The 25,215-nt window shown below is 62.5% G+C and carries 24 protein-coding genes and 1 riboswitch; of the genes, 16 read left to right on the top strand and 8 right to left on the bottom strand.

The window, feature by feature from the left end; translation table 11 throughout:
• The first annotated feature begins 40 nt into the window (after window positions 1-40).
• The 6 genes from ybeY to trmB all read left to right on the top strand — a co-directional run bounded on the left by ybeY (window position 41) and on the right by trmB (window position 5,974).
• Complete coding sequence (gene ybeY / locus Q8K08_RS07160; protein WP_304797698.1) at window positions 41-544, top strand: rRNA maturation RNase YbeY; 504 nt, start codon at window positions 41-43, stop codon at window positions 542-544.
• Window positions 545-584: 40 nt separating this feature from the next.
• Complete coding sequence (locus tag Q8K08_RS07155) at window positions 585-1,529, top strand: transporter associated domain-containing protein (protein WP_305249681.1); 945 nt, start codon at window positions 585-587, stop codon at window positions 1,527-1,529.
• Window positions 1,526-3,022, top strand: a complete 1,497-nt coding sequence (gene lnt / locus Q8K08_RS07150; protein ID WP_305249622.1) for an apolipoprotein N-acyltransferase — start codon at window positions 1,526-1,528, stop codon at window positions 3,020-3,022. The genes Q8K08_RS07155 and lnt overlap by 4 nt, the downstream gene beginning before the upstream one ends.
• 32 nt (window positions 3,023-3,054) lie before the next feature.
• A riboswitch (SAM-SAH riboswitch) is annotated at window positions 3,055-3,104 on the top strand.
• Between the two features lie 7 nt (window positions 3,105-3,111).
• Complete coding sequence (gene metK, locus Q8K08_RS07145) at window positions 3,112-4,278, top strand: methionine adenosyltransferase (protein ID WP_304796725.1); 1,167 nt, start codon at window positions 3,112-3,114, stop codon at window positions 4,276-4,278.
• Between the two features lie 77 nt (window positions 4,279-4,355).
• Window positions 4,356-5,111, top strand: coding sequence for a DUF1353 domain-containing protein (locus tag Q8K08_RS07140; RefSeq protein WP_305249621.1), 756 nt, complete (start codon window positions 4,356-4,358; stop codon window positions 5,109-5,111).
• 164 nt (window positions 5,112-5,275) lie between these two features.
• Window positions 5,276-5,974: a tRNA (guanosine(46)-N7)-methyltransferase TrmB gene (trmB, locus tag Q8K08_RS07135; protein WP_304796706.1), complete on the top strand. Its 699-nt coding sequence runs from the start codon at window positions 5,276-5,278 to the stop codon at window positions 5,972-5,974.
• Here trmB and Q8K08_RS07130 read toward each other — a convergent pair.
• Both Q8K08_RS07130 and Q8K08_RS07125 read right to left on the bottom strand, forming a co-directional pair.
• Window positions 5,971-6,435, bottom strand: a complete 465-nt coding sequence (locus tag Q8K08_RS07130; protein ID WP_305249620.1) for an MBL fold metallo-hydrolase — start codon at window positions 6,433-6,435, stop codon at window positions 5,971-5,973. The two genes, trmB and Q8K08_RS07130, sit on opposite strands and share 4 nt — an antisense overlap.
• Window positions 6,432-7,034: an MBL fold metallo-hydrolase gene (locus tag Q8K08_RS07125; protein ID WP_305249619.1), complete on the bottom strand. Its 603-nt coding sequence runs from the start codon at window positions 7,032-7,034 to the stop codon at window positions 6,432-6,434. The genes Q8K08_RS07130 and Q8K08_RS07125 overlap by 4 nt, the downstream gene beginning before the upstream one ends.
• Before the next feature lie 99 nt (window positions 7,035-7,133).
• On the opposite strand from Q8K08_RS07125, the gene aroA reads away from it, so the two are divergent.
• The 7 genes from aroA to Q8K08_RS07090 all read left to right on the top strand — a co-directional run bounded on the left by aroA (window position 7,134) and on the right by Q8K08_RS07090 (window position 13,568).
• Entirely contained in the window at window positions 7,134-8,480 is a 1,347-nt protein-coding gene (gene aroA / locus Q8K08_RS07120; protein ID WP_305249680.1) for a 3-phosphoshikimate 1-carboxyvinyltransferase, read from the top strand.
• Between the two features lie 170 nt (window positions 8,481-8,650).
• Window positions 8,651-9,259, top strand: a complete 609-nt coding sequence (locus tag Q8K08_RS07115; protein ID WP_304796715.1) for a d(CMP) kinase — start codon at window positions 8,651-8,653, stop codon at window positions 9,257-9,259.
• 123 nt (window positions 9,260-9,382) lie between these two features.
• Window positions 9,383-10,015 (top strand): NAD(P)H-dependent oxidoreductase, encoded by a 633-nt coding sequence (locus Q8K08_RS07110; protein WP_304796718.1) that lies wholly within the window; start codon window positions 9,383-9,385, stop codon window positions 10,013-10,015.
• Window positions 10,016-10,226: 211 nt separating this feature from the next.
• The gene (gene rpsA, locus Q8K08_RS07105) at window positions 10,227-11,969 is read left to right on the top strand and encodes a 30S ribosomal protein S1 (protein WP_305249679.1); all 1,743 of its coding nucleotides are present in this window, start codon (window positions 10,227-10,229) and stop codon (window positions 11,967-11,969) included.
• A gap of 187 nt (window positions 11,970-12,156) precedes the next feature.
• On the top strand, window positions 12,157-12,441 hold the full coding sequence (gene ihfB, locus Q8K08_RS07100; protein WP_304800235.1) for an integration host factor subunit beta: 285 nt from the start codon (window positions 12,157-12,159) through the stop codon (window positions 12,439-12,441).
• Window positions 12,442-12,539: 98 nt separating this feature from the next.
• The gene (locus Q8K08_RS07095) at window positions 12,540-12,899 is read left to right on the top strand and encodes a LapA family protein (protein WP_304800237.1); all 360 of its coding nucleotides are present in this window, start codon (window positions 12,540-12,542) and stop codon (window positions 12,897-12,899) included.
• A 6-nt stretch (window positions 12,900-12,905) separates the two neighbouring features.
• Window positions 12,906-13,568: a phosphoribosylanthranilate isomerase gene (locus Q8K08_RS07090; RefSeq protein WP_304800239.1), complete on the top strand. Its 663-nt coding sequence runs from the start codon at window positions 12,906-12,908 to the stop codon at window positions 13,566-13,568.
• A 137-nt stretch (window positions 13,569-13,705) separates the two neighbouring features.
• Here the strand turns inward: Q8K08_RS07090 and Q8K08_RS07085 are convergent, their stop codons facing one another.
• Window positions 13,706-14,485 (bottom strand): DUF4394 domain-containing protein, encoded by a 780-nt coding sequence (locus Q8K08_RS07085; RefSeq protein WP_305249618.1) that lies wholly within the window; start codon window positions 14,483-14,485, stop codon window positions 13,706-13,708.
• A gap of 177 nt (window positions 14,486-14,662) precedes the next feature.
• On the opposite strand from Q8K08_RS07085, the gene trpB reads away from it, so the two are divergent.
• Window positions 14,663-15,895 carry a tryptophan synthase subunit beta gene (gene trpB / locus Q8K08_RS07080; RefSeq protein WP_304800244.1) on the top strand — a complete coding sequence of 411 codons (1,233 nt, stop codon included), beginning with the start codon at window positions 14,663-14,665 and terminating at the stop codon, window positions 15,893-15,895.
• Window positions 15,896-15,964: 69 nt separating this feature from the next.
• Here the strand turns inward: trpB and Q8K08_RS07075 are convergent, their stop codons facing one another.
• From Q8K08_RS07075 to Q8K08_RS07065, 3 genes are read right to left on the bottom strand one after another with little or no spacing between them, the layout of a single operon-like run.
• Complete coding sequence (locus Q8K08_RS07075; RefSeq protein ID WP_304800246.1) at window positions 15,965-16,360, bottom strand: group III truncated hemoglobin; 396 nt, start codon at window positions 16,358-16,360, stop codon at window positions 15,965-15,967.
• A 57-nt stretch (window positions 16,361-16,417) separates the two neighbouring features.
• Window positions 16,418-16,783, bottom strand: coding sequence for a DUF2237 family protein (locus Q8K08_RS07070; RefSeq protein WP_304800248.1), 366 nt, complete (start codon window positions 16,781-16,783; stop codon window positions 16,418-16,420).
• A gap of 51 nt (window positions 16,784-16,834) precedes the next feature.
• On the bottom strand, window positions 16,835-18,010 hold the full coding sequence (locus tag Q8K08_RS07065) for an NAD(P)/FAD-dependent oxidoreductase (RefSeq protein WP_305249617.1): 1,176 nt from the start codon (window positions 18,008-18,010) through the stop codon (window positions 16,835-16,837).
• Between the two features lie 218 nt (window positions 18,011-18,228).
• Here Q8K08_RS07065 and ileS point away from each other — a divergent pair, with 218 nt between their 5' ends.
• On the top strand, window positions 18,229-21,183 hold the full coding sequence (ileS, locus tag Q8K08_RS07060; protein WP_304800252.1) for an isoleucine--tRNA ligase: 2,955 nt from the start codon (window positions 18,229-18,231) through the stop codon (window positions 21,181-21,183).
• A gap of 144 nt (window positions 21,184-21,327) precedes the next feature.
• Here ileS and Q8K08_RS07055 read toward each other — a convergent pair whose 3' ends face one another.
• A complete protein-coding gene (locus Q8K08_RS07055; RefSeq protein ID WP_305249616.1) occupies window positions 21,328-23,529 on the bottom strand; it encodes a primosomal protein N' in 2,202 nt (733 codons plus the stop codon).
• 88 nt (window positions 23,530-23,617) lie between these two features.
• Between Q8K08_RS07055 and fsa the strand changes: the two genes are divergently transcribed.
• Window positions 23,618-24,271, top strand: coding sequence for a fructose-6-phosphate aldolase (gene fsa, locus Q8K08_RS07050; protein ID WP_305249615.1), 654 nt, complete (start codon window positions 23,618-23,620; stop codon window positions 24,269-24,271).
• Here fsa and Q8K08_RS07045 read toward each other — a convergent pair whose 3' ends face one another.
• Window positions 24,272-25,123 carry an asparaginase domain-containing protein gene (locus Q8K08_RS07045; RefSeq protein ID WP_305249614.1) on the bottom strand — a complete coding sequence of 284 codons (852 nt, stop codon included), beginning with the start codon at window positions 25,121-25,123 and terminating at the stop codon, window positions 24,272-24,274.
• Between the last annotated feature and the right edge of the window lie 92 nt (window positions 25,124-25,215).

The raw sequence follows: 25,215 nt of genomic DNA, 5'->3' as shown, positions 1-25,215 counted from the left end.
TTGGCTTGTTCACTTTGGTTGGTTGGGGTAGGGCGCGGGCATGGAACCGCTGGTCGATTGTGTGATTGAAGATGACCGTTGGGAGCGGCTGGGGCTGGAGTCTTTGTCCCTGCGTGCGGCCTCTGCGGTGCTGGCGGGGCTGGGAATGCCGGAGCCGGGATTTACCCTTTGTGTGATGGGCTGCGATGATGCGCGGATTTCGGTGCTGAACGCAGAGTTTCGTGGCAAGCCGCTGCCCACCAATGTGCTGAGCTGGCCATCGGAGGATCTGGCCGAAGATGGGCCGGGGGCAGACCCTGCGCGGCCCCTTGCAGGCGAGGCAGCAGAGCCTTGGTCCTTGGGCGACATTGCCATTTCTTATGACACCTGTGCGCGGGAGGCCAAGGCGGCGGGCAAGCCGCTGGCCGATCATGTCCTGCATCTGGTTGTTCATGGAGTGTTACATTTGCTGGGCTATGATCACGTTGATGATGCCGATGCAGCACTGATGGAAAAACATGAGGTGGCGATACTTGCCACTTTAGGGGTCGATGACCCATATTGAAGGCGCGCCCGAAGTGAGGGTATTTTTAGGACAAGGATCAATGGGCAGTAGTCACGACGGGTCTATGGCGGCGCAAGGCGCGCCGTCTGATGTGCAGGTCGAAGAAGACCAACCTCCGAGTAGAAATTTTTTCGGACGTTTGATGGGGGTGTTTTCGGGGGCCGACAGCCCGTCGGGTGGCAAGTCTGACGATTCTGTGCCTGCGGTTGCGTCTGGTGGCGGGTCGGTGCCGGGGCTGGGCAACCTGCGGCGGTTGCGGGTTGATGATGTGGCGATCCCCAAGGTGGATATTGCCGCCGTTCCCATTGATATTGGCCGCGATGATCTGGTGGAAGTATTCCGCGAGCAGGGGTTTTCACGTCTGCCGGTGTATAAGGGCACGCTGGACCATCCTCAGGGGCTGGTGTTGCTGAAGGATCTGGCCCTGCAGCATGGCTTTGGCTCGTCCGGCCGGTTCTCGTTGCGCAAATTGCTGCGACCGTTGCTTTATGCGCCGCCGTCGATGCCGATCGGCGTTTTGTTGCAAAAGATGCAGCGAGAGCGGGTGCATATGGCGCTGGTCATTGACGAATACGGCGGGGTTGACGGGTTGGTGACCATTGAAGACCTGATCGAAACCGTGATCGGTGAGATCGAGGACGAACACGACGAGGACGAAGGTCTGTTGTGGAAAGAGGAAAAGCCCGGCGTGTTTCTGGTGCAATCCACCGCGCCACTGGAGGAGTTTGAGGCCGCGATCGGGTTCAAGCTGCGCCATGACGAGGATGACGAGGAGATCGACACGCTGGGCGGGCTGGTCTTTGTGCGCACGGGCCGGGTGCCTGCGCGTGGTGAGATCGTGCCACATGAATCCGGGGCCGAGTTTGAGGTGGTTGATGCTGACCCGCGCCGGATCAAGCGGTTGCGGCTGCGTTTGCCGGGCAGTTTGCCTGATCCGGTTATTGAGGCTGCGGTGCCCGTGGTGATGGAGAAGGTCGCATCTTGAGCCTGCGGCGCAGGCTTATTGGAGCGGTCCCTGACCGACGGGTTGCAGCACTGGATGTGCTGGCAGGGGCGGCAATTGCCTTGGGGCAGGCCCCGTTGTCGGCGTGGTATCTGGCGTTTCCGGCGCTGATCTGGGCGATGGCGCGGATGATGCGGCCCGCATCGGTGGCGGGGTCGTTCTGGGCCGGCCTGCTGGTGGGGGCGGGGTATTTCGGGGCCTCGCTGAACTGGATCGTGTCGCCGTTTTTCATTGATCCGTGGGTCTATGGCTGGATGGCGCCGTTTGCGGTGGTGCTGATGGCCTTTGGTTTCGGGCTGTTCTGGGGGGTGGCGAATGCGGTGGCCTGCCGGTTTGTGCTGCGGCCCTTGGCGCTTGCGGCGGCTTTGGGCGCGGTGGAGCTATTGCGCGGCTATATCCTGACCGGGTTTCCTTGGGCTTTGGTCGGGCACATGTGGCACGGGGTGCCGGTGTTGCAGACCGTGGCGCTGTGGGGGGCGACGGGGCTGACCGTGGTAACACTGGCACTGGCGGCTTTGCCGCTGATCGGGCGCTGGTGGGGGGCGGGTGTTGCCGCCGTGGCGCTGGTGGCGGGCATGAGTTTTGGCCTTTGGCACCTTGGCCAGCCGGAACCTGCCCCACGTGCTGCATCGTTGCGGCTGGTACAGCCCAATGCCGAGCAGCATCTGAAATGGAACCCGGATCAGGCGCGCATTCTGTTCCAGCGCCAGCTTGATCTGACCCGTGATGGCTCGCCTGCGGATATGACGATCTGGCCTGAAACGGCGGTGCCCTATCTGCTGGAGTTCTCGCCCGAGGTGGCGCCGATCATCACGGCGGCGTCGGGTGGCAACAAGGTTGCCATCGGCATTCAGCGGGTTGAGGGCGACCGAGGCTGGAATTCCTTGCGGGTGCTGGAGGGTGAGGGCGCGCTGACCGCGACCTATGACAAGTTTCATCTGGTGCCATTTGGCGAATACATGCCGATGGGCGATTTGCTGCAAGAGTGGTTCGGGATCGGGGCTTTTGCGGCACAGGTCGGCAATGGCTATTCGGCGGGAACCGGGCCGCAGGTGCTGGATCTGGGCCCGGAGCTTGGATCTGTGCTGCCGCTGATCTGCTATGAGGCGGTGTTTCCTCAGATCCCGCGTGGCGCGTCCGTGCGCCCGGACTGGATGCTGCAAATCACCAATGATGCGTGGTTTGGCACGCTGACCGGGCCGTTCCAGCATTTTGAACAGGCACGGATGCGCGCAATTGAACAGGGTTTGCCGCTGATCCGGGTCGCCAACACCGGGGTGACGGCGGTGATTGATGCGCGCGGGCGCGTGGTGCAGGCACTGCCATTTGGCACGGCGGGCTATCTGGATGTGCCATCCGTTCCGGGGGCGCTTGGCGTGACACCCTATGCGGTATGGGGCGAAGGCCCGGCAATTGTAGCAATACTTATGCTTTTTGGTTTGTCCGGCTGGCGCAGGAGGCCCGGCGTCGCTTGACGCTTTGCTGCATTGGCCCTAGGCACGGGGCTGAACTGTCACAACGGCTTCCTGGCGTGACGGGGATCAATCAAATGGAGCACTACCCCATGAGCCGCAAGAATTACGTGTTTACCTCGGAGTCCGTTTCCGAGGGTCATCCTGACAAGGTCTGTGACCGGGTGTCGGACTCTATCCTTGATGCATTTTTGACCGAAGAACCCAATGCGCGCGTCGCCTGCGAGACCTTTGCGACGACGAACCGCGTGGTTGTTGGCGGTGAGGTGGGATTGTCGAGCAAGGAGGCCACCGATGCGATGCTGGAACGGGTCGAGGGCATTGTCCGCGACTGCGTCAAGGACATCGGTTACGAGCAGAAAGAATTTCACTGGAAAACCCTGACGGTGCAGAACTATCTGCACGGACAGTCGGCCCATATCGCGCAGGGCGTCGACAAGGACGGGGCGGGCGATCAAGGGATCATGTTCGGCTATGCCTGCCGTGACACCCCGGAACTGATGCCTGCGCCGTTGCAATACGCCCAAGCCATTCTGCGCCGTCTGGCAGAGGTGCGCAAATCGGGTGAACAGCCGACGCTGGGCCCGGATGCAAAATCGCAGCTTTCCTTGCGCTATGTAGATGGCCAGCCTGTAGAGGTGACATCCATCGTGCTGTCCACGCAGCATGCGCTGGAAAGCCAGACCTCGGCCGATATCCGCGCCATGGTGGAGCCTTATATCCGTGAGGTTCTGCCCGATGGCTGGCTGACGGATGACACGATCTGGCACGTCAACCCGACGGGCATTTTCGTGATCGGCGGGCCTGATGGCGATGCCGGGCTGACCGGGCGCAAGATCATTGTGGACACCTACGGCGGTGCGGCTCCGCATGGCGGCGGCGCGTTCTCGGGCAAAGACCCGACCAAGGTTGACCGCTCGGCCGCCTATGCCGCGCGCTATTTGGCCAAGAACGTGGTGGCTGCCGGGTTGGCGGATCGCTGCACCTTGCAGGTGTCTTATGCGATTGGCGTGGCGGAGCCGCAGTCGATTTATGTCGACACGCATGGGACAGGTGAGGTGGATGCCGCCCAGATCGAGCGCGCCATCGCGGCCTGCATGGACCTGACCCCGCGCGGCATCCGCACGCATCTGAACCTGAACCGCCCGATCTATGCGCGCACCAGCGCCTACGGACATTTTGGCCGCGCACCGGAAGCGGATGGCGGATTCAGCTGGGAAAAGACCGATCTGGTCGAGGCTTTGAAAAAGGCCGTTTAAAGCGTCTATCCCGCGCGCCCCATGATTTTGGGCGCGCGGGGCTTTGGTTTTCTCCTTCCCGGTTGCAGGATGGATCAATGTCATTTTTTGCCGTTTTGAAGGTGCTTTCCGCACTGGCCGTTGCCAGCGTTCTGGCGGGATGCGTGCCGTCGCAAGATCAGCTTTCCGCATCGCGGCTGGCCTCCGGCGCGCGTGAATGCCAGACTGTGGCGGATAGTTCTGCCGCCTGCTTTTTCCGCAACTCTCCGGTCCGGCTGGAAGACCGTGTGGTGCGTCTGCCGGGCCGCGCGCTGGAGTTTCGCCCCATGGCAGAGGCGCTGGCATTTGTGGATGGAGAGGGGCGGCAATGGCTGGCCCCCCGCGCGACCCTTACGGATGGGGCGTCAATTCCGGCGGTGTTCATTCCGATCGTCGGCGCCCCCCGGTCGCGGGAGTTCATCAACGCCGCTGTCGTGCATGATGCGTTTTGCGGTGTGGGCAATGAGACAGGTGCTGCGTATCACTCGCGCACCTGGCAGGAAACGCACCGGGTGTTCTACGACTCGCTGGTTGTTGGCGGGACCGAACCTGTGCGGGCAAAGGTGATGTTTGCTGCCGTCTGGTTGGGTGGCCCCCGGTGGGAGGTAAATGACCGCCGCGAGACCCGGTCGGAATCGCCGTTGCCGTCATCAGTTCTGATCGCAGGGATGCGTGAGGCGCGCGATTACATCCAGCGATCTGAGCCGACCATGCCAGAGCTGATCGGCTATCTGAACTGGCTGGAATGGGATATGGAGCGGCGCGCTTTTCGCGGTGGCCCAAGCCGCGGTTCATCAGTGCCCGTGCAGCAGTAAAACGCACCGGGGGGCGGCAATGGCCTTGATGATCTGGGGCTGACTGGCCCCTGATTCCCCTACGTTTGAATAGGTGTTGGGCGCGCCGGGTGCGGGCCAAGCCTTGACCCGCCGGGTCTGGCCTGACACTAGGCGCGGCAAAGTCGGGAACAGGATCACAGCGCATGACAGACCCAGCGGAACGTCGCAACTTTTATGGCCGGGTGCATGGCAAGACCCTGCGCGCGAGCCAAAAGGACTATCTGGAAAATGATCTGGAGTCCCTGCGCCTGCCGGGGGTGACGGCTGCGGATAACCCGGCCCGCTCGGCTCTGGACGTGGGGAAGGTCTTTGCCAGCCCGCGCCCCTTGTGGGTTGAGGTGGGCTTTGGCGGCGGTGAGCATCTGGTGCATATGGCCTCGCGCTACCCGGAGGTCGGGATCATCGGCTGCGAGCCGTTTGTGAACGGAATTGCCATGCTACTGGGCAAGATCCGGCAGGCGGAGGTGACGAACCTTGCGATCCACCCAGGCGATGTGCGCGATCTGTTTGATGTGCTGCCAGCGGAAAGCGTGGAGAAGGTGTTTCTGAACTATCCCGACCCATGGCCCAAAGCCCGCCATCACCGCCGCCGCTTTGTCACGCCGGGATATCTGGCGCTGCTGGCCCGCGTGATGAAACCGGGGGCAGAGTTCCGGGTGGCGACCGATATTCCCGACTATGTGCGCCAGACTCTCGAAGAAGTGCCGCAGGCGGGGTTTGAGCTGATCAGCCAGACCGGGCAGGGCGCTGCGTGGGAAGACTGGATTTCCACCCGCTATGAGCAAAAGGCCCTGCGCGAAGGCCGCGACCCGTATTATTTGACCTTCCGCCGCGCGGGTTAAGCCGCAGGAATAGCCCAGACGTCACCCGGAGCAAGCGGGCGGAAACGGTTTGGGGCGATCTGTCTGGCCGACAGGGCGGCGTTTAGGGCGACCAGGGGCGCCTCGCGGGCCTCATCCGTCAGCTGAAAGGTGCCCCAGTGATGGCCGATGGCATGGGCCGCTCCCGACATGAGGAAGCCCTCAACCGCCTCGGCCGGGTTCTGGTGCTGGCCGCGCATGAACCAGCGTGGCTCATAAGCGCCGATCGGCAGGATCGCAGCGCGGATTGGGCCGTGACGGGCCGCCAGATCGCGGTAGGGTCGCCCCCGATCAAAGCCGGTGTCGCCGATGTGCAGCACCTTGCCAGCCGGTCCCGCAATCACGAACGCCGCCCAAAGCGCCATGGAACGGTCGCCCATGCCCCGCGCGGACCAGTGATGGCAGGGTTCAAAATGTACGCTCAGCGGGCCGAACGGTGTCACATGCCCCCAATCGCCACAGTGATTTTGGCATCTGGAATGGTGCTGCGGATGATCGCATCATTGCCAAGTGGCGTGATGATCTGCGGTGCATGTGCGGCATGCAGGCTGGCCAGCGTGGTCAGATCAAGGTGGTCATAATGGTTGTGGCTGAGCAGGATTGCATCAATCCGGGGCAGGTCGGCAAAGGCAATGCCGGGTGCTGCCACCCGCTTTGGCCCGGCAAAGGCCAAGGGGCTGGCGCGGTCTGACCAGACCGGATCGGTCAGGATATTCACCCCCGCCATCTGGATCAGCATTGTGGCATGGCCGACCATGGTGATGGTCAGGTCATCTGCCAGCGCGGCCGGTTTGCTGGCGGCAACCGGCACCTGTTCAGGCCATTTGGCACGCGTGCCGCCAAACTGCCATTTGAGCAGATCCGAAAAGCCAGAAGGCGGCGTGCCCCCCGGATTGAAAAACCGTGTGCCGTCAAAATGATCCGAGGCTGGGCCGCCATAGTAGCGGTTGCGCGATGAGGATATGGCCATGGCTGCTGTGCCCCCGCCCAACCCGAGGGCGGTAAGAAGGGCGGTCCCTTTGAGGAAATTGCGACGTTTCATACCCATCCGATATGCGCTCTGACGCAACGACATCAACCCCCCATGGACCGCCGGCGCTGCTTGCGCTATCACGCGGGCGTTCACATTCGGGAGAAGATGATGTCCGGCCATGGCGATGCGCAACCGATGACTTCCGCGAAAAGCGGACCGCTGAAGGGGACTGCCGCCGTTCCGGGCGATAAATCCATCTCGCACCGTGCGCTGATTTTTGGCGCGATGGCGGTGGGTGAGACCAAGATCACCGGGCTGCTGGAAGGTCAGGACGTGCTGGATACAGCGCGGGCAATGCGGGCCTTTGGGGCAGAGGTGGTGCAGCACGGCGCTGGCGCATGGTCGGTGCATGGCGTGGGCGTGGGTGGGTTTTCAGAGCCTTCGGACGTGATCGACTGTGGAAACTCGGGCACCGGCGTTCGACTGATCATGGGCACTATGGCGACCACCGCGATGACGGCAACTTTTACCGGCGATGCGTCTTTGTGCAAACGCCCGATGGGGCGGGTGACTGACCCGCTGTCGCTGTTCGGCACGCAGGCTTACGGTCGCAAGGGTGGCCGGTTGCCGATGACGGTGGTGGGGGCCGCCAACCCGGTGCCGGTGCGCTATGCGCTGCCGGTGGCAAGCGCGCAGGTGAAATCGGCTGTGCTGTTGGCCGGTCTGAACGCGCCGGGTGAGACGGTGGTGATCGAGCGCGAGCCGACGCGGGATCATTCGGAACGTATGCTTATCGGTTTTGGGGCCGATCTGTCGGTGGAAAAGACTGCCGAGGGCCATGTCATCACCCTGAAGGGCCACCCCGAGCTGCGTCCGCAAGCCGTAGCGGTGCCGCGTGATCCGTCCTCGGCAGCGTTCCCGACCTGTGCTGCGCTGATCGTTGATGGTTCTGATATTCTGGTGCCGGGGGTGTCGCAGAACCTGACGCGCAACGGGCTTTATATCACCCTGTCCGAGATGGGGGCCGAGATCGAATTCCAGAACCCGCGAACCGAAGGCGGCGAGCCGGTGGCCGATCTGCGGGTGCGGTTCAGTGACAACATGAAGGGCATCGAGGTGCCGCCAGAGCGCGCGCCGTCGATGATCGACGAATACCCGATCCTGTCGGTTGTGGCCGCCTTTGCGACCGGTAAGACCGTGATGCGCGGCGTCAAGGAACTGCGTGTCAAGGAATCCGACCGCATCGACGCCATGGCGCGCGGGCTGGAAGCCTGCGGCGTACAGATCGAGGAAGACGAGGACACGCTGATCGTGCATGGCATGGGGGCGGGCGGCGTGCCTGGCGGCGCGGTCTGCGCCACCCATCTGGACCACCGCATCGCAATGTCTTTCCTTGTCGCCGGCATGGCGTCCAGGCACGAGATTTCGGTCGATGATGCCTCGCCTATCGTCACCTCCTTCCCGATCTTTGAAGGGCTGATGAACGGGCTTGGGGCCTCGATCCGCCGGGGGTAGGCGCGCCTGCTTTGAGGGTGCGCCATGGGGCACCGTTGCATGCCTCCGGCGGGAGTATTTTGAAAGCAGCAATTGTCAGGATCGTCTTTGCATTGCTGCTTTTGAAATACTCCCGCCGGAGGCGTTTCGGGCCGTGAGCGGTCAAGGTCTGACAGAACAGGTGGGGCAGCATGATCTTTACAGTCGCCATTGACGGGCCTGCGGCGGCGGGCAAAGGCACCATCAGCCGGGCGGTGGCAGAGACCTTTGGCTTTGCACATCTCGACACGGGCGCGCTCTATCGTGCCGTGGGCGTCAAGGGCGGCGATCCGGTTCTGGCGGCACAAACGCTGTCGGTTGAAGATTTGGCCCGCGATGATTTGCGCACGCTTGAGGCAGGGCAGGCGGCAAGCCGTGTTGCGGTGATCCCCGAAGTTAGGGCTGCATTGCTGGCGTTTCAGCGCCGCTTTGCGCGTCGTGAGGGCGGCGCGGTGCTGGATGGCCGCGACATTGGCACGGTGATCTGCCCCGAGGCCGAGATCAAGCTTTTCGTCACCGCCAACGCCGAAGTGCGGGCGCACCGGCGTTGGCTGGAACTGGGCGGCGACGAGGCGCAGGTGCTGGCCGCGCTGAGGGAACGCGATGCCCGAGACATGGGCCGCGCCGCTGCGCCTTTGAAACCTGCCGATGATGCGCTGGTTCTGGATACGTCTGAGCTTGCCATCGACGCGGCGATCGCGCGGGCAATCGCGCATGTTCAGGCACATCTGCGTGCCGCGCCGAAACAAAGCCCGCGTTGACAGCCGAAGTCTGAACAGCCGCTGTGCGCAGGCGCACTTTGGTTCCGGCGCCCTTCATCCTAAGTCAGTGACAGAACACAAAAGCCGGTCCATGCACGGATCGTCCTCATAAGGTCACGCAAGATGCTGAATGAAAAACTGAACTGGCGCTATGCCACCAAGAAAATGGACCCGTCCAGGTCTGTCGCACAAGACAAGGTTGACCGCATTCTGGAGGCGATCCAGCTTGCCCCCACATCCAGCGGCCTGCAGCCGTTTGAGGTAATTGTGGTCACCAATCCCGAAGTGAAGGCAAAGCTGCGCGAGGCGGCCTATGGTCAGGCGCAGGTCACCGATGGCAGCCATGTGCTGGTTTTTGCCGCGTGGGACAATTACACCGCCGAACGGATTGACGCCGTTGTGGATCAGACCGTGGCCGAGCGCGGCATCCCGCGCAGTGCTGTTGCCGAGTATTTCGACAGCCTGAAAGCCAAGATGCTGGCCCAAAGTGCCGAGGCGAATTTTGAGCACGCCGCGCGTCAGGCCTACATCGCCTTTGGCATCGGTCTGACCGCTGCCGCATTCGAGGCGGTGGATGCCACCCCGATGGAAGGCTTTGATCCTGCAAAGGTCGACGAAATTCTGGGTCTTCGGGCGCGCGGTCTGCGCTCGGTTACGCTGGTGCCGCTGGGCTACCGTGCGGCCGAGGGTGATTGGCTGCAAGGCATGAAGAAAGTGCGCAAGCCGCTGGCTGAACTGGTGACGGAAGTCGCCTGAACGGATCTGCCGCCGCGGCGCTTGCCCGTTCCGCTTGGCAAAACACTCCCGTTGTGGGCGGACCCGGTTTTTGACAGGCGCGACATCGCAGGATGTCGCGCCTTTTGCGTGCAAAGCCTTGCCACATTGGCCCGGACGGGCTATAGGCCCCCATCCTGACGCGCGCGTGCGGACCGGTTTACCGGTGCGTTCCACGTTTGTAGCCAGGGCGATCAAAGACCGGCGGAGCCAACCGCAAGGCCAGAAAACCACGAAAAAGGACAAACTGCATATGTGCGCTAAAGCTACCATGGAAGACTTTGAAGCCCTCTTGAAGGAAAGCTTCGAAATTGACACCCCCGAAGAGGGTTCGGTTGTCAAAGGCAAGGTCATCGCGATTGAAGCGGGCCAGGCCATCATCGACGTCGGCTACAAGATGGAAGGCCGCATCGATCTGAAAGAATTCGCAAACCCCGGCGAGCAGCCTGACATCAATGTCGGCGACGAAGTCGAGGTTTATCTGGACCGCGTTGAAAACTCGCGCGGGGAAGCCCAGATCAGCCGTGAAAAAGCCAAGCGCGAAGAAGCTTGGGATCGTCTGGAAAAGGCCTACGCTTCGGAAACCCGCGTCGATGGCGCGATCTTTGGCCGTGTCAAAGGTGGCTTTACCGTGGATCTGGGCGGCGCTGTTGCCTTCCTTCCCGGCTCTCAGGTTGATGTCCGCCCGGTGCGTGACGCTGGCCCGCTGATGGGTCTGAAGCAGCCGTTCCAGATTCTGAAAATGGACCGTCGCCGTGGCAACATCGTTGTGTCGCGCCGCGCCATCCTTGAAGAATCGCGTGCCGAACAGCGCGCCGAAGTCATTGGGAACCTTACCGAAGGCCAAACAGTGGACGGCGTGGTCAAGAACATCACCGAATACGGTGCGTTCGTTGATCTGGGCGGCGTTGATGGTCTGCTGCACGTCACCGACATGGCTTGGCGTCGCGTCAACCACCCGTCGGAAATCCTTGCCATTGGTGAAACTGTCAAAGTGCAGGTCATCAAGATCAACAAGGAAACTCACCGTATCAGCCTCGGCATGAAGCAGCTGCAGGAAGATCCGTGGGATGCAGTTGAGCGCGCCTATCCGCTGAACTCGGTCCACAAGGGCCGCGTCACCAACATCACCGACTATGGCGCATTTGTTGAGCTGGAAGCCGGTGTTGAAGGTCTGGTTCACGTCTCGGAAATGTCTTGGACCAAAAAGAACGTCCACCCCGGCAAGATCGTCTCGACCAGCCAGGAAGTTGACGTCATGGTTCTGGAAATCGACTCTGCCAAGCGTCGCGTTTCCCTTGGTCTCAAACAGACCCAGCGCAACCCGTGGGAAGTGTTCGCCGAGAACAACCCGATTGGTTCGACCATCGAAGGCGAAGTCAAGAACATCACCGAATTCGGTCTGTTCATCGGTCTCGACAACGACATCGACGGCATGGTTCACCTGTCCGACCTGTCGTGGGACCAGCGTGGCGAAGACGCCATTGCCAACTACCGCAAGGGTGACACCGTTCAGGCGTCCGTCTCGGAAGTCGATGTCGAGAAAGAGCGTATCTCTCTCTCGGTCAAGGCTCTGGGCGAAGACACCTTTACCGATGCGGTTGACGGCGTGAAACGCGGCTCGGTGATCACGGTCGAAGTGACCGCGATCGAAGAGGGTGGCGTCGAGGTGGAGTATAACGGCGCCAAGTCGTTCATCCGCCGCAGCGACCTGAGCCGTGACCGTGGCGACCAGCGCCCTGAGCGGTTCTCGGTTGGCGATAAGGTTGACGTTCGCGTCACCAATATCGACCCGAAAACCCGCCGCATGGGTCTGTCGATCAAGGCACGCGAGATCGCAGAAGAGAAAGAAGCGGTTGAGCAGTATGGCTCGTCCGATTCGGGTGCGTCCTTGGGTGATATCCTTGGCGCAGCGCTCAAAGGCGACAAGAACTAAGGCTTTACCTGCCATTGTTCACGAAAGGCCCTGCCGAAAGGCGGGGCCTTTTTGTATCTTACGGGGATTCCTGCATTTTCGTTTGTGTGGCGCAGATTTTTTTGCCTATAGTCTGTTCACAATAATCACAGTGGCGGCAGCATTTGCGTGATCTGAGCGCGAACCGACCACAGGGGGGACACTTCGGATGATCCGTTCGGAACTGATCCAGAAGATTGCGGATGAAAACCCGCACCTGACGCAGCGCCATGTCGAGCGCATCGTCAACACCGTGTTTGAGGAAATCATCGAGGCGCTGGCCAAAGGTGACCGGGTGGAATTGCGTGGATTTGGCGCATTCTCGGTCAAGTCGCGCGACGCCCGTGTGGGTCGCAACCCGCGCACCGGTGAGGCCGTTGAGGTTGAAGACAAAAAGGTGCCGTTCTTCAAGACCGGCAAACTGCTGCGCGACCGTCTGAACGGACGCGGCTGAGGATAGTCGGTTTGACGCCGTGCTTGTGGCGCTGCCCTTGCGCCTGACGGCCTGACAGCCGATACTTGGCCTATGACCTGTTATCGGAAAGGGTGCCCATGATCAGGATGTTGCGCTTTGTGCTGCTGGGCCTTTTGGCCATCATGCTGCTGACTGTGGCGTTGGCCAATCGGTCGGCGGTGACCCTGCGGGCTTTGCCCGATGATCTGGCCGCATTTGCCGGGTTGGGATGGCAGTTGGAATTGCCGTTATATGCCGTGATCTTTGCCAGCATTCTGGCGGGCGTATTGATTGGCTTTGTCTGGGAGTGGTTCCGGGAACACAAGCACCGGGCCGAGGCCAGCACCAAATCACGCGAGGTCTCCAAGTTGGAGCGGGAACTGGCTGTGATGCGCGACACCAAGCCCGAACAGCAGGATGATATTCTGGCCCTGCTTGATCAGCGCAAGGTTGGCTGACGCATCATGGTTGATATCCGTGTCAAGATCTGCGGTCTGCGGACCCTTGGCGATGTTGCGGCTGTGGCGGCAGCAGGCGCTGCCTATGCCGGGTTTGTGTTCTTTCCCAAAAGCCCCCGGCACCTGACGATTGCGCAGGCACGTGAGCTGACGCTGGCAGCACCTGTCGGTTTGGCCAAGGTGGCGTTGGTGGTGGATGCCGACGACGCCGCGCTGGATGCGATCACCGAGGCGATGCCCCTGGATATGCTGCAACTTCACGGCCACGAGTCGCCCGACCGCGTGGCAGAAATCCGCACGCGCTATGGTTTGCCGGTGATGAAGGCCGTGGGCGTGGCGGATGAGGGCGATCTGGCGGCGGTGCTGGATTACAGCCTTGTGGCCGATCAGATTCTGGTCGATGCCAAGCCGCCGAAAAATGCTGAGCTGCCGGGGGGCAACGGGCTGTCGTTCGACTGGCGGCTGGTGGCGCAGCGGCGCTGGCTGCGGCCATGGATGCTGGCTGGCGGGCTGACGCCGGACAATGTGGCCGAGGCGATCCGGCTGACCAATGCGCGACAGGTGGATGTGTCGTCGGGGGTGGAGGTGTCACCCGGCGTAAAGGGTGCGGCGCGCATCGCGGATTTTGTCGCGGCGACGCGTGCGCCTGCGGTGCCAAGGCTGCGGTAAGGTTTGCTGTGCCTGCGCCTGTGGCCCCTGAGGGAGCCTCTGGCGGGAGTATTTTGCCAAGATAAAATCGCAAGGCGTGCGCGAAAAAAAGGGGGACGAAAAACGCCCCCTTTGTCGGACTGTTCTGCGCTGCGGGCTTACATCGCGGGCATCACGGTGAGATCGCGCAGCACCTGATCCGTGCCGGTGATGGCCCAGGTGCCGGTGAGAGCGCCGGTGGCGAGGTCTACCGTGTGCAACCCGCCATTGGCGGCGAGCCAGGCGGTGTTGGTGCCGTCTGCCGTGGTGGAGACGTCAAAAGCAACCGGGCCTGTGAGGGTCGCGCCGAGCATCCCGATCGTGGCGTTGGTGCCGTCGTTCGGGGCTGTCTGCTGCAGCAGAGCCGACATGCCGGTGTCGATGTTGAACATCGCGGTTTTCTCTGGCTTGCCGAAGCTGTTGGTATAGGCGGTTGCGGCCACCATCAGGCCGGACCCTGCGTTGGCGTCGGCACCGTCCCAATTCAGCGCGCCGTCAACGGTCACTTCACCGGTATCCATGTTGATGCGGTGATTGGTGCTGCCTGACATGAATCGCAGGCGGTCTGCGGCCGGGTTCACGTCGACGATGACCGGGGCGCCATCGGCAATGTCCATCATCGTGTTCATGATCGACAGCGGCGTGGTTTCGCCCGTCATCGGGTCGATCACAACGATGGCTTGTTCATCGGTCACGCCGATCACGGTCATGGTGCCGGGGCGGTAGTCGATGCCGTACAGACGGGTCACGCCCTGCACTTCAACAGTTCCGGTCACAGCGGCGGTTTGCGTGTCGATCATCACCAGCGTTCTGTCGCCGGTCAGGCCGAGGGCGGTCTCGGCATAGGCGGGCGCGGTGAGGGCAGCGGTTGCCATAAGGGCGGTGAGGATACGTGTCATGGGGTCACTCCGATTTGGTATGGGAGGCCGGATTGGCCATTGCACAGCGGATACGTAAGACAGCCGGCCCGAGTTTCAGGCCGCGCGATAACGAAAGCGTTATTGCCGCACCATCGCGCGGCTTTACCCGACCCTATGGGCGCGCTAGGTAAGCCAAGACATATGAGGAGGCAGGCCATGGCCGAGGACGGAATCAACAGCTTTATGACCGGGCCGGACGAGTCTGGGCGGTTTGGCATCTTTGGCGGACGCTTTGTGTCGGAAACGCTGATGCCGCTGATCCTTGAGCTGCAAGAGCGCTATGAATTCGCCAAGACCGACCCGGAATTCTGGGCCGAGATGGATGATTTGTGGAAGCATTATGTGGGGCGACCGAGCCCGCTGTATTATGCCGAGCGGCTGACGCAGCACCTGGGCGGTGCCAAGGTCTACATGAAGCGCGACGAGCTGAACCACACCGGAGCGCACAAGATCAACAATGTGCTGGGGCAGATCATTCTGGCGCGGCGCATGGGCAAGACCCGGATCATCGCAGAGACCGGGGCTGGTCAGCATGGGGTGGCGACTGCGACGGTCTGCGCCAAGTTCGGGCTGAAATGCGTGGTCTACATGGGCGCGCATGATGTGGAGCGCCAAGCGCCCAACGTGTTCCGTATGCGGCTTCTGGGGGCCGAGGTGGTGCCGGTGACGTCCGGTCGCGGCACGCTGAAGGATGCGATGAACGATGCGTTGCGCGACTGGGTGACCAATGTGCGCGATACGTTTTATTGCATCGGCACGGTGGCGGGGCCGCATCCCTACCCGGCGATGGTGCGCGATTTCCAGAGCATCATCGGCAAGGAAGTGCGCTGGCAGCTGGCCGAACAGGAAGGCGCGGGGCGTCTGCCCGACACTGTGATCGCGGCGATTGGCGGCGGGTCGAATGCGATGGGGCTTTTCTACCCTTTTCTGGACGATCCGACGGTGAACATCATCGGGGTTGAGGCGGGCGGCAAGGGCGTCGATGACCGGATGGAGCATTGCGCGTCGCTGACCGGAGGCCGCCCCGGCGTGTTGCACGGCAACCGCACCTATCTGTTGCAGGACGAAGACGGGCAAATCCTTGAGGGTTTCAGCATCAGCGCCGGGCTGGATTACCCCGGCATCGGGCCGGAGCATGCCTGGCTGCATGACGTGGGCCGTGCCAAGTATGTCAGCATCACCGATGTGGAGGCGCTGGAAGCGTTTCAGCTGTCATGCAAGCTGGAGGGGATCATCCCGGCGCTGGAGCCAAGCCATGCCCTTGCCCATGTGATGAAAATCGCACCAACCCTGCCTGCGGACCATATCATCGTGATGAACATGTGTGGCCGGGGCGACAAGGACATCTTTACCGTGGCCAAGCATCTTGGCTTTGACATGAAGATCTGAGCGGCGCTGACCGTTTGATTGAATGACCCCGCAAGCGTTGTCTTGCGGGGTTTTTCTTTGGCAGGAGGGTCAGAACAGTTTTGGCGGGCCTGCGCTGTCACGATCCTGAATGGCGATATGCATGCCGCGCCCGATGCGGTGCGCAAGGGCTGACCATGCGGCGGCGGTGTCGGGCGGCAGGCTGCGGTTCAGGACCGAATCGAACAGCCCCAGCCACACACCGAACATCGGCGCGCGCACATCGCCTGCGGCCATATGCACTGCCATCGGGTTGCCGTCATATGCGCGCTCAAACAAAATTGCATTGCGCCAGAACCGGGCGATTTTTGCCTCATGCGCGGGCCAGTCCTGCACATGGCGGGCAAACACCGGGCCAAGGCCGGGGTGTTCGCGCACGCAGGCGTAGAACTCGGCGAGTGTTGTGTCGATCTGTTGGGCGGTGATGGGAAAACGGGGCGGGATCATGGGGCAGGGGTGCGCCTGTTTGTTTGGCGCTGCAATCGGGCCAGATGTCGCGGGGGGTTAGACGGCGTAAGTTTCAAGCACCTCTAGCGGCAGCACCTGCAGAGTGATCTGATGCGTCGCTTTCAGGTTCACATTCGGGGCGGCCCCTTCTTCATGCGCTTGCAGGAATCGCCCGGCGCACAGGCACCAGCGGTCGCCCGGATTAAGCCCGGCAAAGCCGTATTCGGGGCGCGGGGTAGACAGATCGTTGCCCAAGTATTTCGAAAAGGCCAGAAATTCTGCCGTCATCACCGCACAAACCGTGTGAAGCCCACGGTCCATCGGGCCGGTGTCACAACAGCCGTTGCGGAAAAAGCCGGTCATCGGCGCGGTGGAGCACGGCTCCAGCGTGCCGCCAAGGACGTTTACGGATGGTTCTTTCATGTGCTTCCCTTTGCTTGTCGCGATGATAGGCGGCGGGGCGGGGGTGTCCAGTCACGGTTTTGGAAAAGCCTGTCCGGCCAAGGGGGGCAGCATATCGCCCGACACCAGACGGGTCAGCAGACGGCGCACGCCGGGCAGGGGGGCCAAAGGCGCAAGCAGATAATCGCGCAACAGCGGCAGGCTGCGGCTGTCTGACTGATACATCGGGGTGAAAACCGCGCTCATCGCCTGATAGGTGCGCACATGCCAGCGGCGCATGGCGGCATAGGCCGGCAGGGGGGTGTCGGTATCCAGCGCGACAACTAGTGCCATGGCATCCAAAAGCGCCATATTCGCGCCCTGACCCAGCTGCGGGCTGGCGCGGTGGGCGCTGTCTCCGACAAAGGCCATTGCTTGTGCATAGGGACGGCGCAGGGTGCCGTGGGTATAGCGCGCCGGGGTCGTGTCTGTGCTTTGGGTCAGGGGTGACAGGAACGGGGCCATTTCGGGCCAAAGGGTTGTGGCCTGATTGCGCCATGCGGCCATATCGGTCTGTGGCCAGTGATCGAGGGCGGTGACGGGCAGTGACCAGAAGATCGCGGCATGGCGACCCGGCAGGCCGGGGCGCTGCCCCAGCGGCAGCACGCCAACCATAGTACGCGCGGCTGCATAACGTTGGCGCAACTGATCGGGGGCGAAATCGGTGCCATCAGGCCAGGGCACCGTGCCCCAGACCGCGCCAAAGGGCAGGGCGCGCGATTTTAGCGGCGACAGGCGCGACGTAGCGCCGCTGGTATCGACCACCAGATCGAACGGGCCAAAGCGGCGGCCGTCTGTCAGCGTGACCTCGCGCTTGTCGGCCAGCTGGGGGGCCGCTTGAACCGTGGCCGAGGTGATCACCGGAACGCCCCTCGCAACGCATTGATCCCACAGGGCCTGAAACAGCGCCGAGCGGTGAAGCGCCAGACCGGGGGCGGATGGCCGGTAGGCGACGTTCAGCACTTCGCGCCCCGAGACTTCATGCCCCAGCATATGGTGAATCGGTTGGCCCATCTGGCGCGCCGACGCACCTGCGCCGATGGCATCCAGCACGGCTAGTCCCACTGGCTGGATGACCAGACCGGAGCCGAGCGGGCGCGGGTTGTCGAACCGCTCGAACAGAGTCACCGAATGGCCTGCATCTTGGGCCAGGGCGGCACTCGCCAACCCGCCCACCCCGGCCCCGATGATGGCAATGGTGCTTCGCATGTCGCAGGCTTGCCGCGACTATTGAGCAAGTGCAAGCGGTGATCTGGACCACCGCCAATCTGCCGCGTATAAGGCGCGGCATGTGGATGACCCGGATCATAGCGCGAATTAGCCGCCCGGCGTTTTGACGGCTTCGTTGAAACGTCCGGGATGCCCTTTGCCTTGCGCGCGGCCGGTTCTGGCCGCTGTCTCCACGCCCCCTTCCAAGGATTTCGCCGATGTGCGCCGATACGCCTGAAACTGCCGCCACCGAAACTGTTGCCACCGATTACCGCGACTCTGTGTTTCTGCCCGAAACCACTTTCGCCATGCGCGCAGGATTGCCCGCGCGGGAACCCGAATGGCTGGCAAGGTGGGAGCGGCTGGGGGTCTATGACCGCTTGCGCGATGCGGGCAAAAGCCGCGCGCCTTTCGTGCTGCACGACGGCCCCCCCTATGCCAACGGGCACCTGCACATCGGCCATGCGCTGAACAAGGTGCTGAAGGATATGGTGGTGCGCAGCCAGCAGATGATGGGCCGCGACGCCCGCTATGTGCCGGGCTGGGATTGCCACGGTCTGCCGATCGAATGGAAGATCGAAGAGCAATACCGCGCCAAGGGTCTGAACAAGGACGATGTGGATATCGTTGATTTCCGTCAGGAATGCCGCCGCTTTGCCGAAGGCTGGATCGACATCCAGCGCGATGAATTCAAGCGCCTTGGTATCACAGGGAAGTGGGACCGCCCGTATCTGACGATGGATTACCACGCCGAAGCTGTGATCGCGGACGAGTTCATGAAGTTTGTCATGAACGGGTCGCTTTATCAGGGATCCAAGCCGGTGATGTGGTCGCCAGTGGAGAAAACCGCGCTGGCCGAGGCGGAGGTGGAATATCACGACCACACCTCGCATACCATCTGGGTGCGGTTCCCGGTCATTCGGTCGGGCGCCTCTGGCGGGAGTATTTTTACCAAGATGAAGACGGATGTGGTGATCTGGACCACCACGCCCTGGACCATCCCGCAGAACCGCGCGATCTCGTTCGGGTCGGGCATCGCCTATGGCCTTTACGAGATCATCGGGCGACCCGAGAGCAGCCAGCTGACCATAGGCCACCGGCTGATCCTTGCTGATGCGCTGTCGGAGGGCGTCTTTGCACAGGCAAAACTGGCGGGGCCAGAAATGGTGCGGCGGCTGTGTGATGTAACGGCCGAGGATCTGGCCGGCATGGTCTGCGCCCACCCCTATCACGGGATTGAGGGCGGCGCGGGCGAGTGGGATTTTGACGTCCCCCTCCTTCCCGGCGATCATGTCACCGATGATGCGGGCACCGGCTTTGTCCATACCGCGCCCAGCCATGGCGATGACGACTATCAGATGGGCCTGAAATTCGGCCTGCCTATGACCTATAACGTCGAGGCTGATGGCAGCTATCGCGCTGACCTGCCGGTGTTTGGTGGCCAAGCCATCCTGACACCCGAGGGCAAGGAAGGCCCGGCGAATGTGTCCAACATCCGCGCGCTGGCCGGGGCGGGGGCGCTGCTGGCCAAGGGCAAGATGAAGCATTCCTACCCGCATTCGTGGCGGTCGAAGGCGCCGCTGATTTTCCGCAACACCCCGCAGTGGTTTGTCGCAATCGACAAGACACTGGACGATGGCATGGCGACCTATGGCGAGACGATCCGCACCCGCGCCCTGAACTCGATCAACCAGTTGGTGCAATGGACCCCGCAGACCGGACGCAACCGCCTGCATTCGATGATCGAGGCACGGCCCGACTGGGTGTTATCGCGCCAACGCGCCTGGGGCGTGCCGCTGACCTGCTTTGTGAAGAAAGGCGCGCGCCCTGAGGCGCCCGACTTCCTGCTGCGAAACGCCGACGTGAACGCCCGGATCAAGGCCGCGTTTGAGGCTGAGGGCGCAGATGTCTGGTATGTGCAAGGATTCAAGGAAAAGATGCTGGATGGCATTGTCGATCCGGTGGAATATGAACAGGTCTTCGATGTGCTGGATGTGTGGTTCGACAGTGGCTCTACCCACGCTTTCGTGCTGCGCGACCGTGAGGATGGGGCAAGCGATGGCATTGCCGATCTGTATCTGGAAGGCACCGACCAGCACCGCGGCTGGTTCCATTCATCGATGTTGCAATCATGCGGAACCAAGGGGCGCGCGCCTTATCGGGGCGTGCTGACCCATGGTTTCACCCTGGACGAAAAGGGCATGAAAATGTCCAAGTCGTTGGGCAATACGGTCGCGCCGCAACAGGTGATCGACGAATACGGCGCTGATATTCTGCGGCTGTGGGTGGCGCAGTCTGACTACACGGTCGATCTGCGGATCGGCAAAGAGATCCTCAAGGGCGTGGCCGACAGCTATCGTCGCTTGCGCAATACCATGCGCTTCCTTCTGGGTGCGCTGAACGGCTTTGATGAGGCCGAGCGCTTGCCCATGGATCAGATGCCGGAACTGGAGCAATGGGTGCTGCACCGTCTGTCCGAGTTGGATCAGGACGTGCGCAGCGGCTATGCCAGCTATGATTTTCAGGGCGTGTTCCAGAAGGTGTTCACCTTTGCGACTACCGACCTGTCGGCGTTCTATTTCGACGTCATCAAGGACACGCTTTACTGCGATGCGCCCGATGCCCTTACCCGCCGCGCGGCGCGCACGGTGCTGGACATCCTCTACCACCGGCTGACGACATGGCTTGCGCCAATCCTTGTCTTCACAATGGAGGAGGTGTGGCTGGAACGCTTCCCCGGCGAGGAGTCTTCGGTCCACCTGACGGATATCCCCGAAACCCCGGCCGCATGGCGCAATGATGCGCTGGGCGCGAAATGGGCACAGGTCCGGCAGGTGCGCCGCGTGGTCACGGCAGCACTGGAGGTGCAGCGTACCGCCAAGGTGATCGGTTCATCGCTGGAAGCTGCTCCGGTGGTTTTTGTTGAGACTCCGGCGCTGAAGGCTGCCTTGTCAGCAGTTGATATGGCGCAGGTCACCATTACCTCGGCGATCGCGTTGACTTGGGGCGCCGCCCCGCCGGGCGCGTTTACCTTGCCGGATGTGCCGGGTGTCGGTGTGGTGTTTGGGGCGGCTCAGGGCCAGAAATGCCAGCGCTGCTGGCAGATCCTGCCCGATGTCGGCAACCACAAACACCCCGGCGTATGCAAGCGCTGCGACACGGTTCTGGGCTGATCCTGACAAGGCAATCCCGGCCTGATCGACCGACGCGCTCCGCGCGGGAGTATTTGGGAAGCAGAAAATCATCCTGCGCGCGCGTTGGGGGTTTGCGGATTTGAAAATACTCCCGCGCGGAGCGCGTCCGCAACCCGCGCAGTGTCAGTAGAAACTTTGCGGGTCGATGTCGATGGCAAGCCGAAGGTTGGCAGGCAGCTTTACTTGGGCGACCCATGCGGTAAGCGCGGCTTGTAGTTGGCTGCCCTTGTCCGCCTTGACCAGCAGACGCACGCGGTGGCGGCCGCGAACGCGGGCGATGGGGGCGGGGGCGGGGCCGAAGACCTGTGCGCCGATCTGGCGCAGCGGGCCGTCGCGCCGGGCGAGTTCAGCCCCGATGTCAAAGACTTGTGCCACATCCGGGCCAGACAGGATGATGCCGGCCATCCGGCCGTAGGGCGGCACGCCTGCGGCAAGGCGTTCGGCGGCTTCGGCCTTCCAGAACGCTTCTTCATCGCCGCCAAGGATTGCGCGGATCACCGGGTGATCGGGCTGGTGGGTTTGCAGCAGGGCAGTGCCGCGCAGCTCTGCCCGGCCTGCCCGGCCTGCCACCTGCCGCATCAGCTGAAAGGTGCGCTCCGCCGCCCGCAGGTCTGATCCCTGCAACCCGAGGTCGGCGTCTATGACGCCGACGAGGGTCAGCAGAGGAAAGTTATGGCCTTTGGCCACGATTTGCGTGCCAATGATGATGTCGGCGCCGCCCGCTGCAATCGTCTCGATCTGGGCTTTCAGCGCGCGGGCTGATCCGAACAGGTCGGATGACAGCACCGCCACCCGGGCATCTGGAAAACGGGCGGTTACCTCTTCGGCCAGACGCTCCACGCCGGGGCCGACGGCGGCCATTTTGCCGGTCACCTTGCAGGCCGGGCATTCGGTTGGCACGGGTTTGGTCGCCCCGCATTGGTGGCACACCAGCCGCTTGAGAAAGCGGTGTTCGACCATGCGCGCATCGCAGTGGTCGCAGCCGACCTGATGACCGCAGGCGCGGCACAGCGTGATCGGCGCATAGCCGCGGCGGTTCAGAAACAGCAGCGATTGCTCGCCTTTTGCCACCCGGGCAGTAACGGCGGCGGCAAGGGTGGGCGAGATGAAACGGTCATGCGACAGCGATTCTGCCCGCATGTCGATGGCGCGCATCTCGGGCATTTCGGCCGCGCCGTAGCGCGCGCCAAGATCAAGGCGCAGGTATTTGCCCGCATCGGCATTGGCCCAGGATTCCAGCGATGGCGTGGCCGAGGCCAGCACCACAGAACAGCCCTGAATCGCGCCGCGCAGCACGGCCATGTCGCGGGCGTTATACAGCACGCCTTCCTCTTGTTTGTATGAGGTGTCGTGCTCTTCATCCACCACGATCAGGCCAAGATCCTGAAACGGCAGGAACAGCGCCGACCGTGCGCCCACCACAAAAGATGCCCCCCCTTCGGCCACCATGCGCCACAAGCGGCGGCGTTCGGTCATGGTCACGCCAGAGTGCCATTCGGCGGGCCGCGCGCCGAAACGGGCCTGCACGCGGGTCAGGAAATCGGCGGTCAGGGCGATTTCGGGCAAGAGGACGAGCGCCTGCCGACCCTTGCGCAGGCATTCGGCCACGGCTTCCAGATAGACCTCGGTTTTACCCGAACCCGTCACGCCTTTCAGCAGGGTGCAGGAGTAATCCCCCCTGTCCACGGCAGCGACCATCGCGTCGCCTGCAGCGATCTGATCACCCGCCAGCCGGCCATCGGCGCGGGCGTTCAGGGGCGGGTAGGGGGTGTCTTTGGGCGCGTCTTCCTCGCTCAGCACGCCCTTGGCCACCAGACCCTTGACGACGGAAGCGGTGCAGCCTGCGGCTTCGGTCAGTTCGGCGAGCGTTACTGCGGCACCGCCATAGTCACGCAACGCCTCGATCACGCGAAAGCGGGCGTCGGTCAGCTGGTTCGGCACCGGGCCGGACAGGCGGTAGATCCGCCGGGTGGCAGCGCCCGACATCAGCCCCGGCGCGCGAGTGGCAAGGCGCAGCATGGCAGGCAGGGGGGTGAGGGTGTAGTCGGCGGCGCGGGTCAGAAAGCTGCGCAGTTCCGCCCGCATCGGCCTTGCATCCAGAACGCGTGCGATGCTGCGCAGTTTGGCCGGATCAAAGCGGCCCTCGCCCGGCCCCCAGACCACGCCCAGCACCTTGCGCGGGCCAAGCGGCACCTCGACAAAATCGCCATCCCCGCAGCCACCTTCGGGCGCGCGGTAATCCAGCACCCCAAGGCCCGACCGCCCGAGGGCTTCGGTTGTCAGCACCCCGACAGTTTGGCCTGTAGAATAGGTTCGATCTGCCACTGTTAGCGCTCACACCTATCTTTTGTTTTGCTCTGTCATGGGGTAAACCCCCATCGAACCCCTCGCAACCCATCGAAGGACGCGTCCCATGAGATTTTTCGTAGATACCGCCGATGTTGAGGCGATCGCCGAGCTGAACGACCTTGGCATGGTGGATGGTGTCACCACCAACCCGTCGCTTATTCTGAAATCCGGCCGCGATATTCTGGAGGTGACCAAAGAGATCTGTTCGATCATCTCGGGCCCGGTTTCCGCAGAAGTGGTGGCGCTGAAGGCAGAAGATATGATCGCCGAGGGCCGCAAGCTGGCCGAGATCGCCGAGAATATCGCGGTCAAGGTGCCGCTGACTTGGGACGGGTTGAAAACCTGTAAAGTGTTGTCGAGCGAAGGCTTCATGGTCAACGTGACCCTGTGCTTTTCCGCCAATCAAGCGCTTTTGGCGGCCAAAGCGGGCGCAACGTTTATCAGCCCGTTCATCGGGCGGTTGGATGACATCAACCTTGATGGGTTGGAGCTGATCAGCGACATCCGCCAGATCTATGACAACTATGGCTATGACACCCAGATTCTGGCTGCATCGGTGCGCACGGCGAACCACGTCACGCAATGCGCGCTGATCGGGGCGGATGTGATGACCGCACCGCCGAATGTGATCAAGGCGATGGCAAGCCATATCCTGACCGACAAGGGCTTGGATCAGTTCATGAAAGACTGGGCCAAGACCGGCCAGAAAATTCTGTAATCACGACAGCGACAGCCACAGACGGGCGAGCGCAAGTTCGGCCGTCTCGATGCCGCCATCGTCCACACCGACAGACCACAGCGCCGCACCTGCGGCGTAAGCGGCGGGCATCAGCCCGCCGTTTTCGCATTGGCTGACCGCCCGAAGGCGGCTGCCGTTGGCGATGGCATTTTGCAGGGCCAGCAGTAAGGCAGGATCTTGCATCATGGTGCCTGCGCCGTAAACCCGCAGCACCGCGCCATCCAACTGGGCCAAGGCGGCGCCAAGCGCGGCGGCGGGCAGGCCGGGGGAAAGCGACAGGATCGCCAGCCTGCGGTCGGCAAAGCGGCGGGCTGGTGCCGGCAGGGGGGCTTGAGCGATACTGCGAAAGGCATCCGCTGCATGGCTGTCTTGTTTCACCAGCCCGGCGGCGGGCAAAAGCCGGGCGGCAAAGGCCAACCAGACCTCGGCCGGTGCGGTCAGGGCAGAGGTCAGCGCCAGCGACAGGTTGGCCTCGGCATCACCGCCCGTGTTCAGCGGTGCCATCGAGCCGCACAGGATGACGGGCAGGCGCAGGTCTGACAGGGCCGATGACAAAGCCGCACCAGTATAAGCCATGGTGTCGGTGCCATGCACGATGATCACCCCGTCGCCCTGCCACGCATCGATCCGATCGAGCATGTGATTCCAGTCACTTGGGCGAATATTGGCGCTATCGATCAGGGGGGTGAAGTGTTCAACTCTGGTGGTGACGCCGGGAGGTGTCAGAGTGGCAAGCGCGGCCTCTAGCACGCCCGCGCCGGGCTGCAAGCCGTCGGGCCCGGGCACCATGCCGATGGTGCCGCCGGTGTAGAGGATCAATAGATGGGTCATGTCGCCCCCTTATGTCACGTTTGCGCGACATATCAGATACAGGACGGCTGCGGAATGCGGCTGTGAGCGCAGGGGCGGCGTGGAAATCCTTC

The sequence above is a fragment of the Pseudotabrizicola sp. genome (genome assembly GCF_030684215.1).
Lineage (GTDB): Bacteria > Pseudomonadota > Alphaproteobacteria > Rhodobacterales > Rhodobacteraceae > Pseudotabrizicola.
This window is presented reverse-complemented; position numbering and strand designations above follow the sequence as displayed.

Excerpts from the sequence above, each read along its gene's own strand:
- ybeY (WP_304797698.1), top strand. The coding sequence starts at position 41 with ATGGAACCGCTGGTCGATTGTGTGATTGAAGATGACCGTTGGGAGCGG.
- Q8K08_RS07155 (WP_305249681.1), top strand. The coding sequence starts at position 585 with ATGGGCAGTAGTCACGACGGGTCTATGGCGGCGCAAGGCGCGCCGTCT.
- metK (WP_304796725.1), top strand. The coding sequence starts at position 3,112 with ATGAGCCGCAAGAATTACGTGTTTACCTCGGAGTCCGTTTCCGAGGGT.
- Q8K08_RS07140 (WP_305249621.1), top strand. The coding sequence starts at position 4,356 with ATGTCATTTTTTGCCGTTTTGAAGGTGCTTTCCGCACTGGCCGTTGCC.
- trmB (WP_304796706.1), top strand. The coding sequence starts at position 5,276 with ATGACAGACCCAGCGGAACGTCGCAACTTTTATGGCCGGGTGCATGGC.
- Q8K08_RS07125 (WP_305249619.1), bottom strand. The coding sequence starts at position 7,034 with ATGAAACGTCGCAATTTCCTCAAAGGGACCGCCCTTCTTACCGCCCTC.
- aroA (WP_305249680.1), top strand. The coding sequence starts at position 7,134 with ATGTCCGGCCATGGCGATGCGCAACCGATGACTTCCGCGAAAAGCGGA.
- Q8K08_RS07115 (WP_304796715.1), top strand. The coding sequence starts at position 8,651 with ATGATCTTTACAGTCGCCATTGACGGGCCTGCGGCGGCGGGCAAAGGC.
- Q8K08_RS07110 (WP_304796718.1), top strand. The coding sequence starts at position 9,383 with ATGCTGAATGAAAAACTGAACTGGCGCTATGCCACCAAGAAAATGGAC.
- ihfB (WP_304800235.1), top strand. The coding sequence starts at position 12,157 with ATGATCCGTTCGGAACTGATCCAGAAGATTGCGGATGAAAACCCGCAC.
- Q8K08_RS07095 (WP_304800237.1), top strand. The coding sequence starts at position 12,540 with ATGATCAGGATGTTGCGCTTTGTGCTGCTGGGCCTTTTGGCCATCATG.
- Q8K08_RS07090 (WP_304800239.1), top strand. The coding sequence starts at position 12,906 with ATGGTTGATATCCGTGTCAAGATCTGCGGTCTGCGGACCCTTGGCGAT.
- Q8K08_RS07085 (WP_305249618.1), bottom strand. The coding sequence starts at position 14,485 with ATGACACGTATCCTCACCGCCCTTATGGCAACCGCTGCCCTCACCGCG.
- trpB (WP_304800244.1), top strand. The coding sequence starts at position 14,663 with ATGGCCGAGGACGGAATCAACAGCTTTATGACCGGGCCGGACGAGTCT.
- Q8K08_RS07075 (WP_304800246.1), bottom strand. The coding sequence starts at position 16,360 with ATGATCCCGCCCCGTTTTCCCATCACCGCCCAACAGATCGACACAACA.
- Q8K08_RS07070 (WP_304800248.1), bottom strand. The coding sequence starts at position 16,783 with ATGAAAGAACCATCCGTAAACGTCCTTGGCGGCACGCTGGAGCCGTGC.
- Q8K08_RS07065 (WP_305249617.1), bottom strand. The coding sequence starts at position 18,010 with ATGCGAAGCACCATTGCCATCATCGGGGCCGGGGTGGGCGGGTTGGCG.
- ileS (WP_304800252.1), top strand. The coding sequence starts at position 18,229 with ATGTGCGCCGATACGCCTGAAACTGCCGCCACCGAAACTGTTGCCACC.
- fsa (WP_305249615.1), top strand. The coding sequence starts at position 23,618 with ATGAGATTTTTCGTAGATACCGCCGATGTTGAGGCGATCGCCGAGCTG.
- Q8K08_RS07045 (WP_305249614.1), bottom strand. The coding sequence starts at position 25,123 with ATGACCCATCTATTGATCCTCTACACCGGCGGCACCATCGGCATGGTG.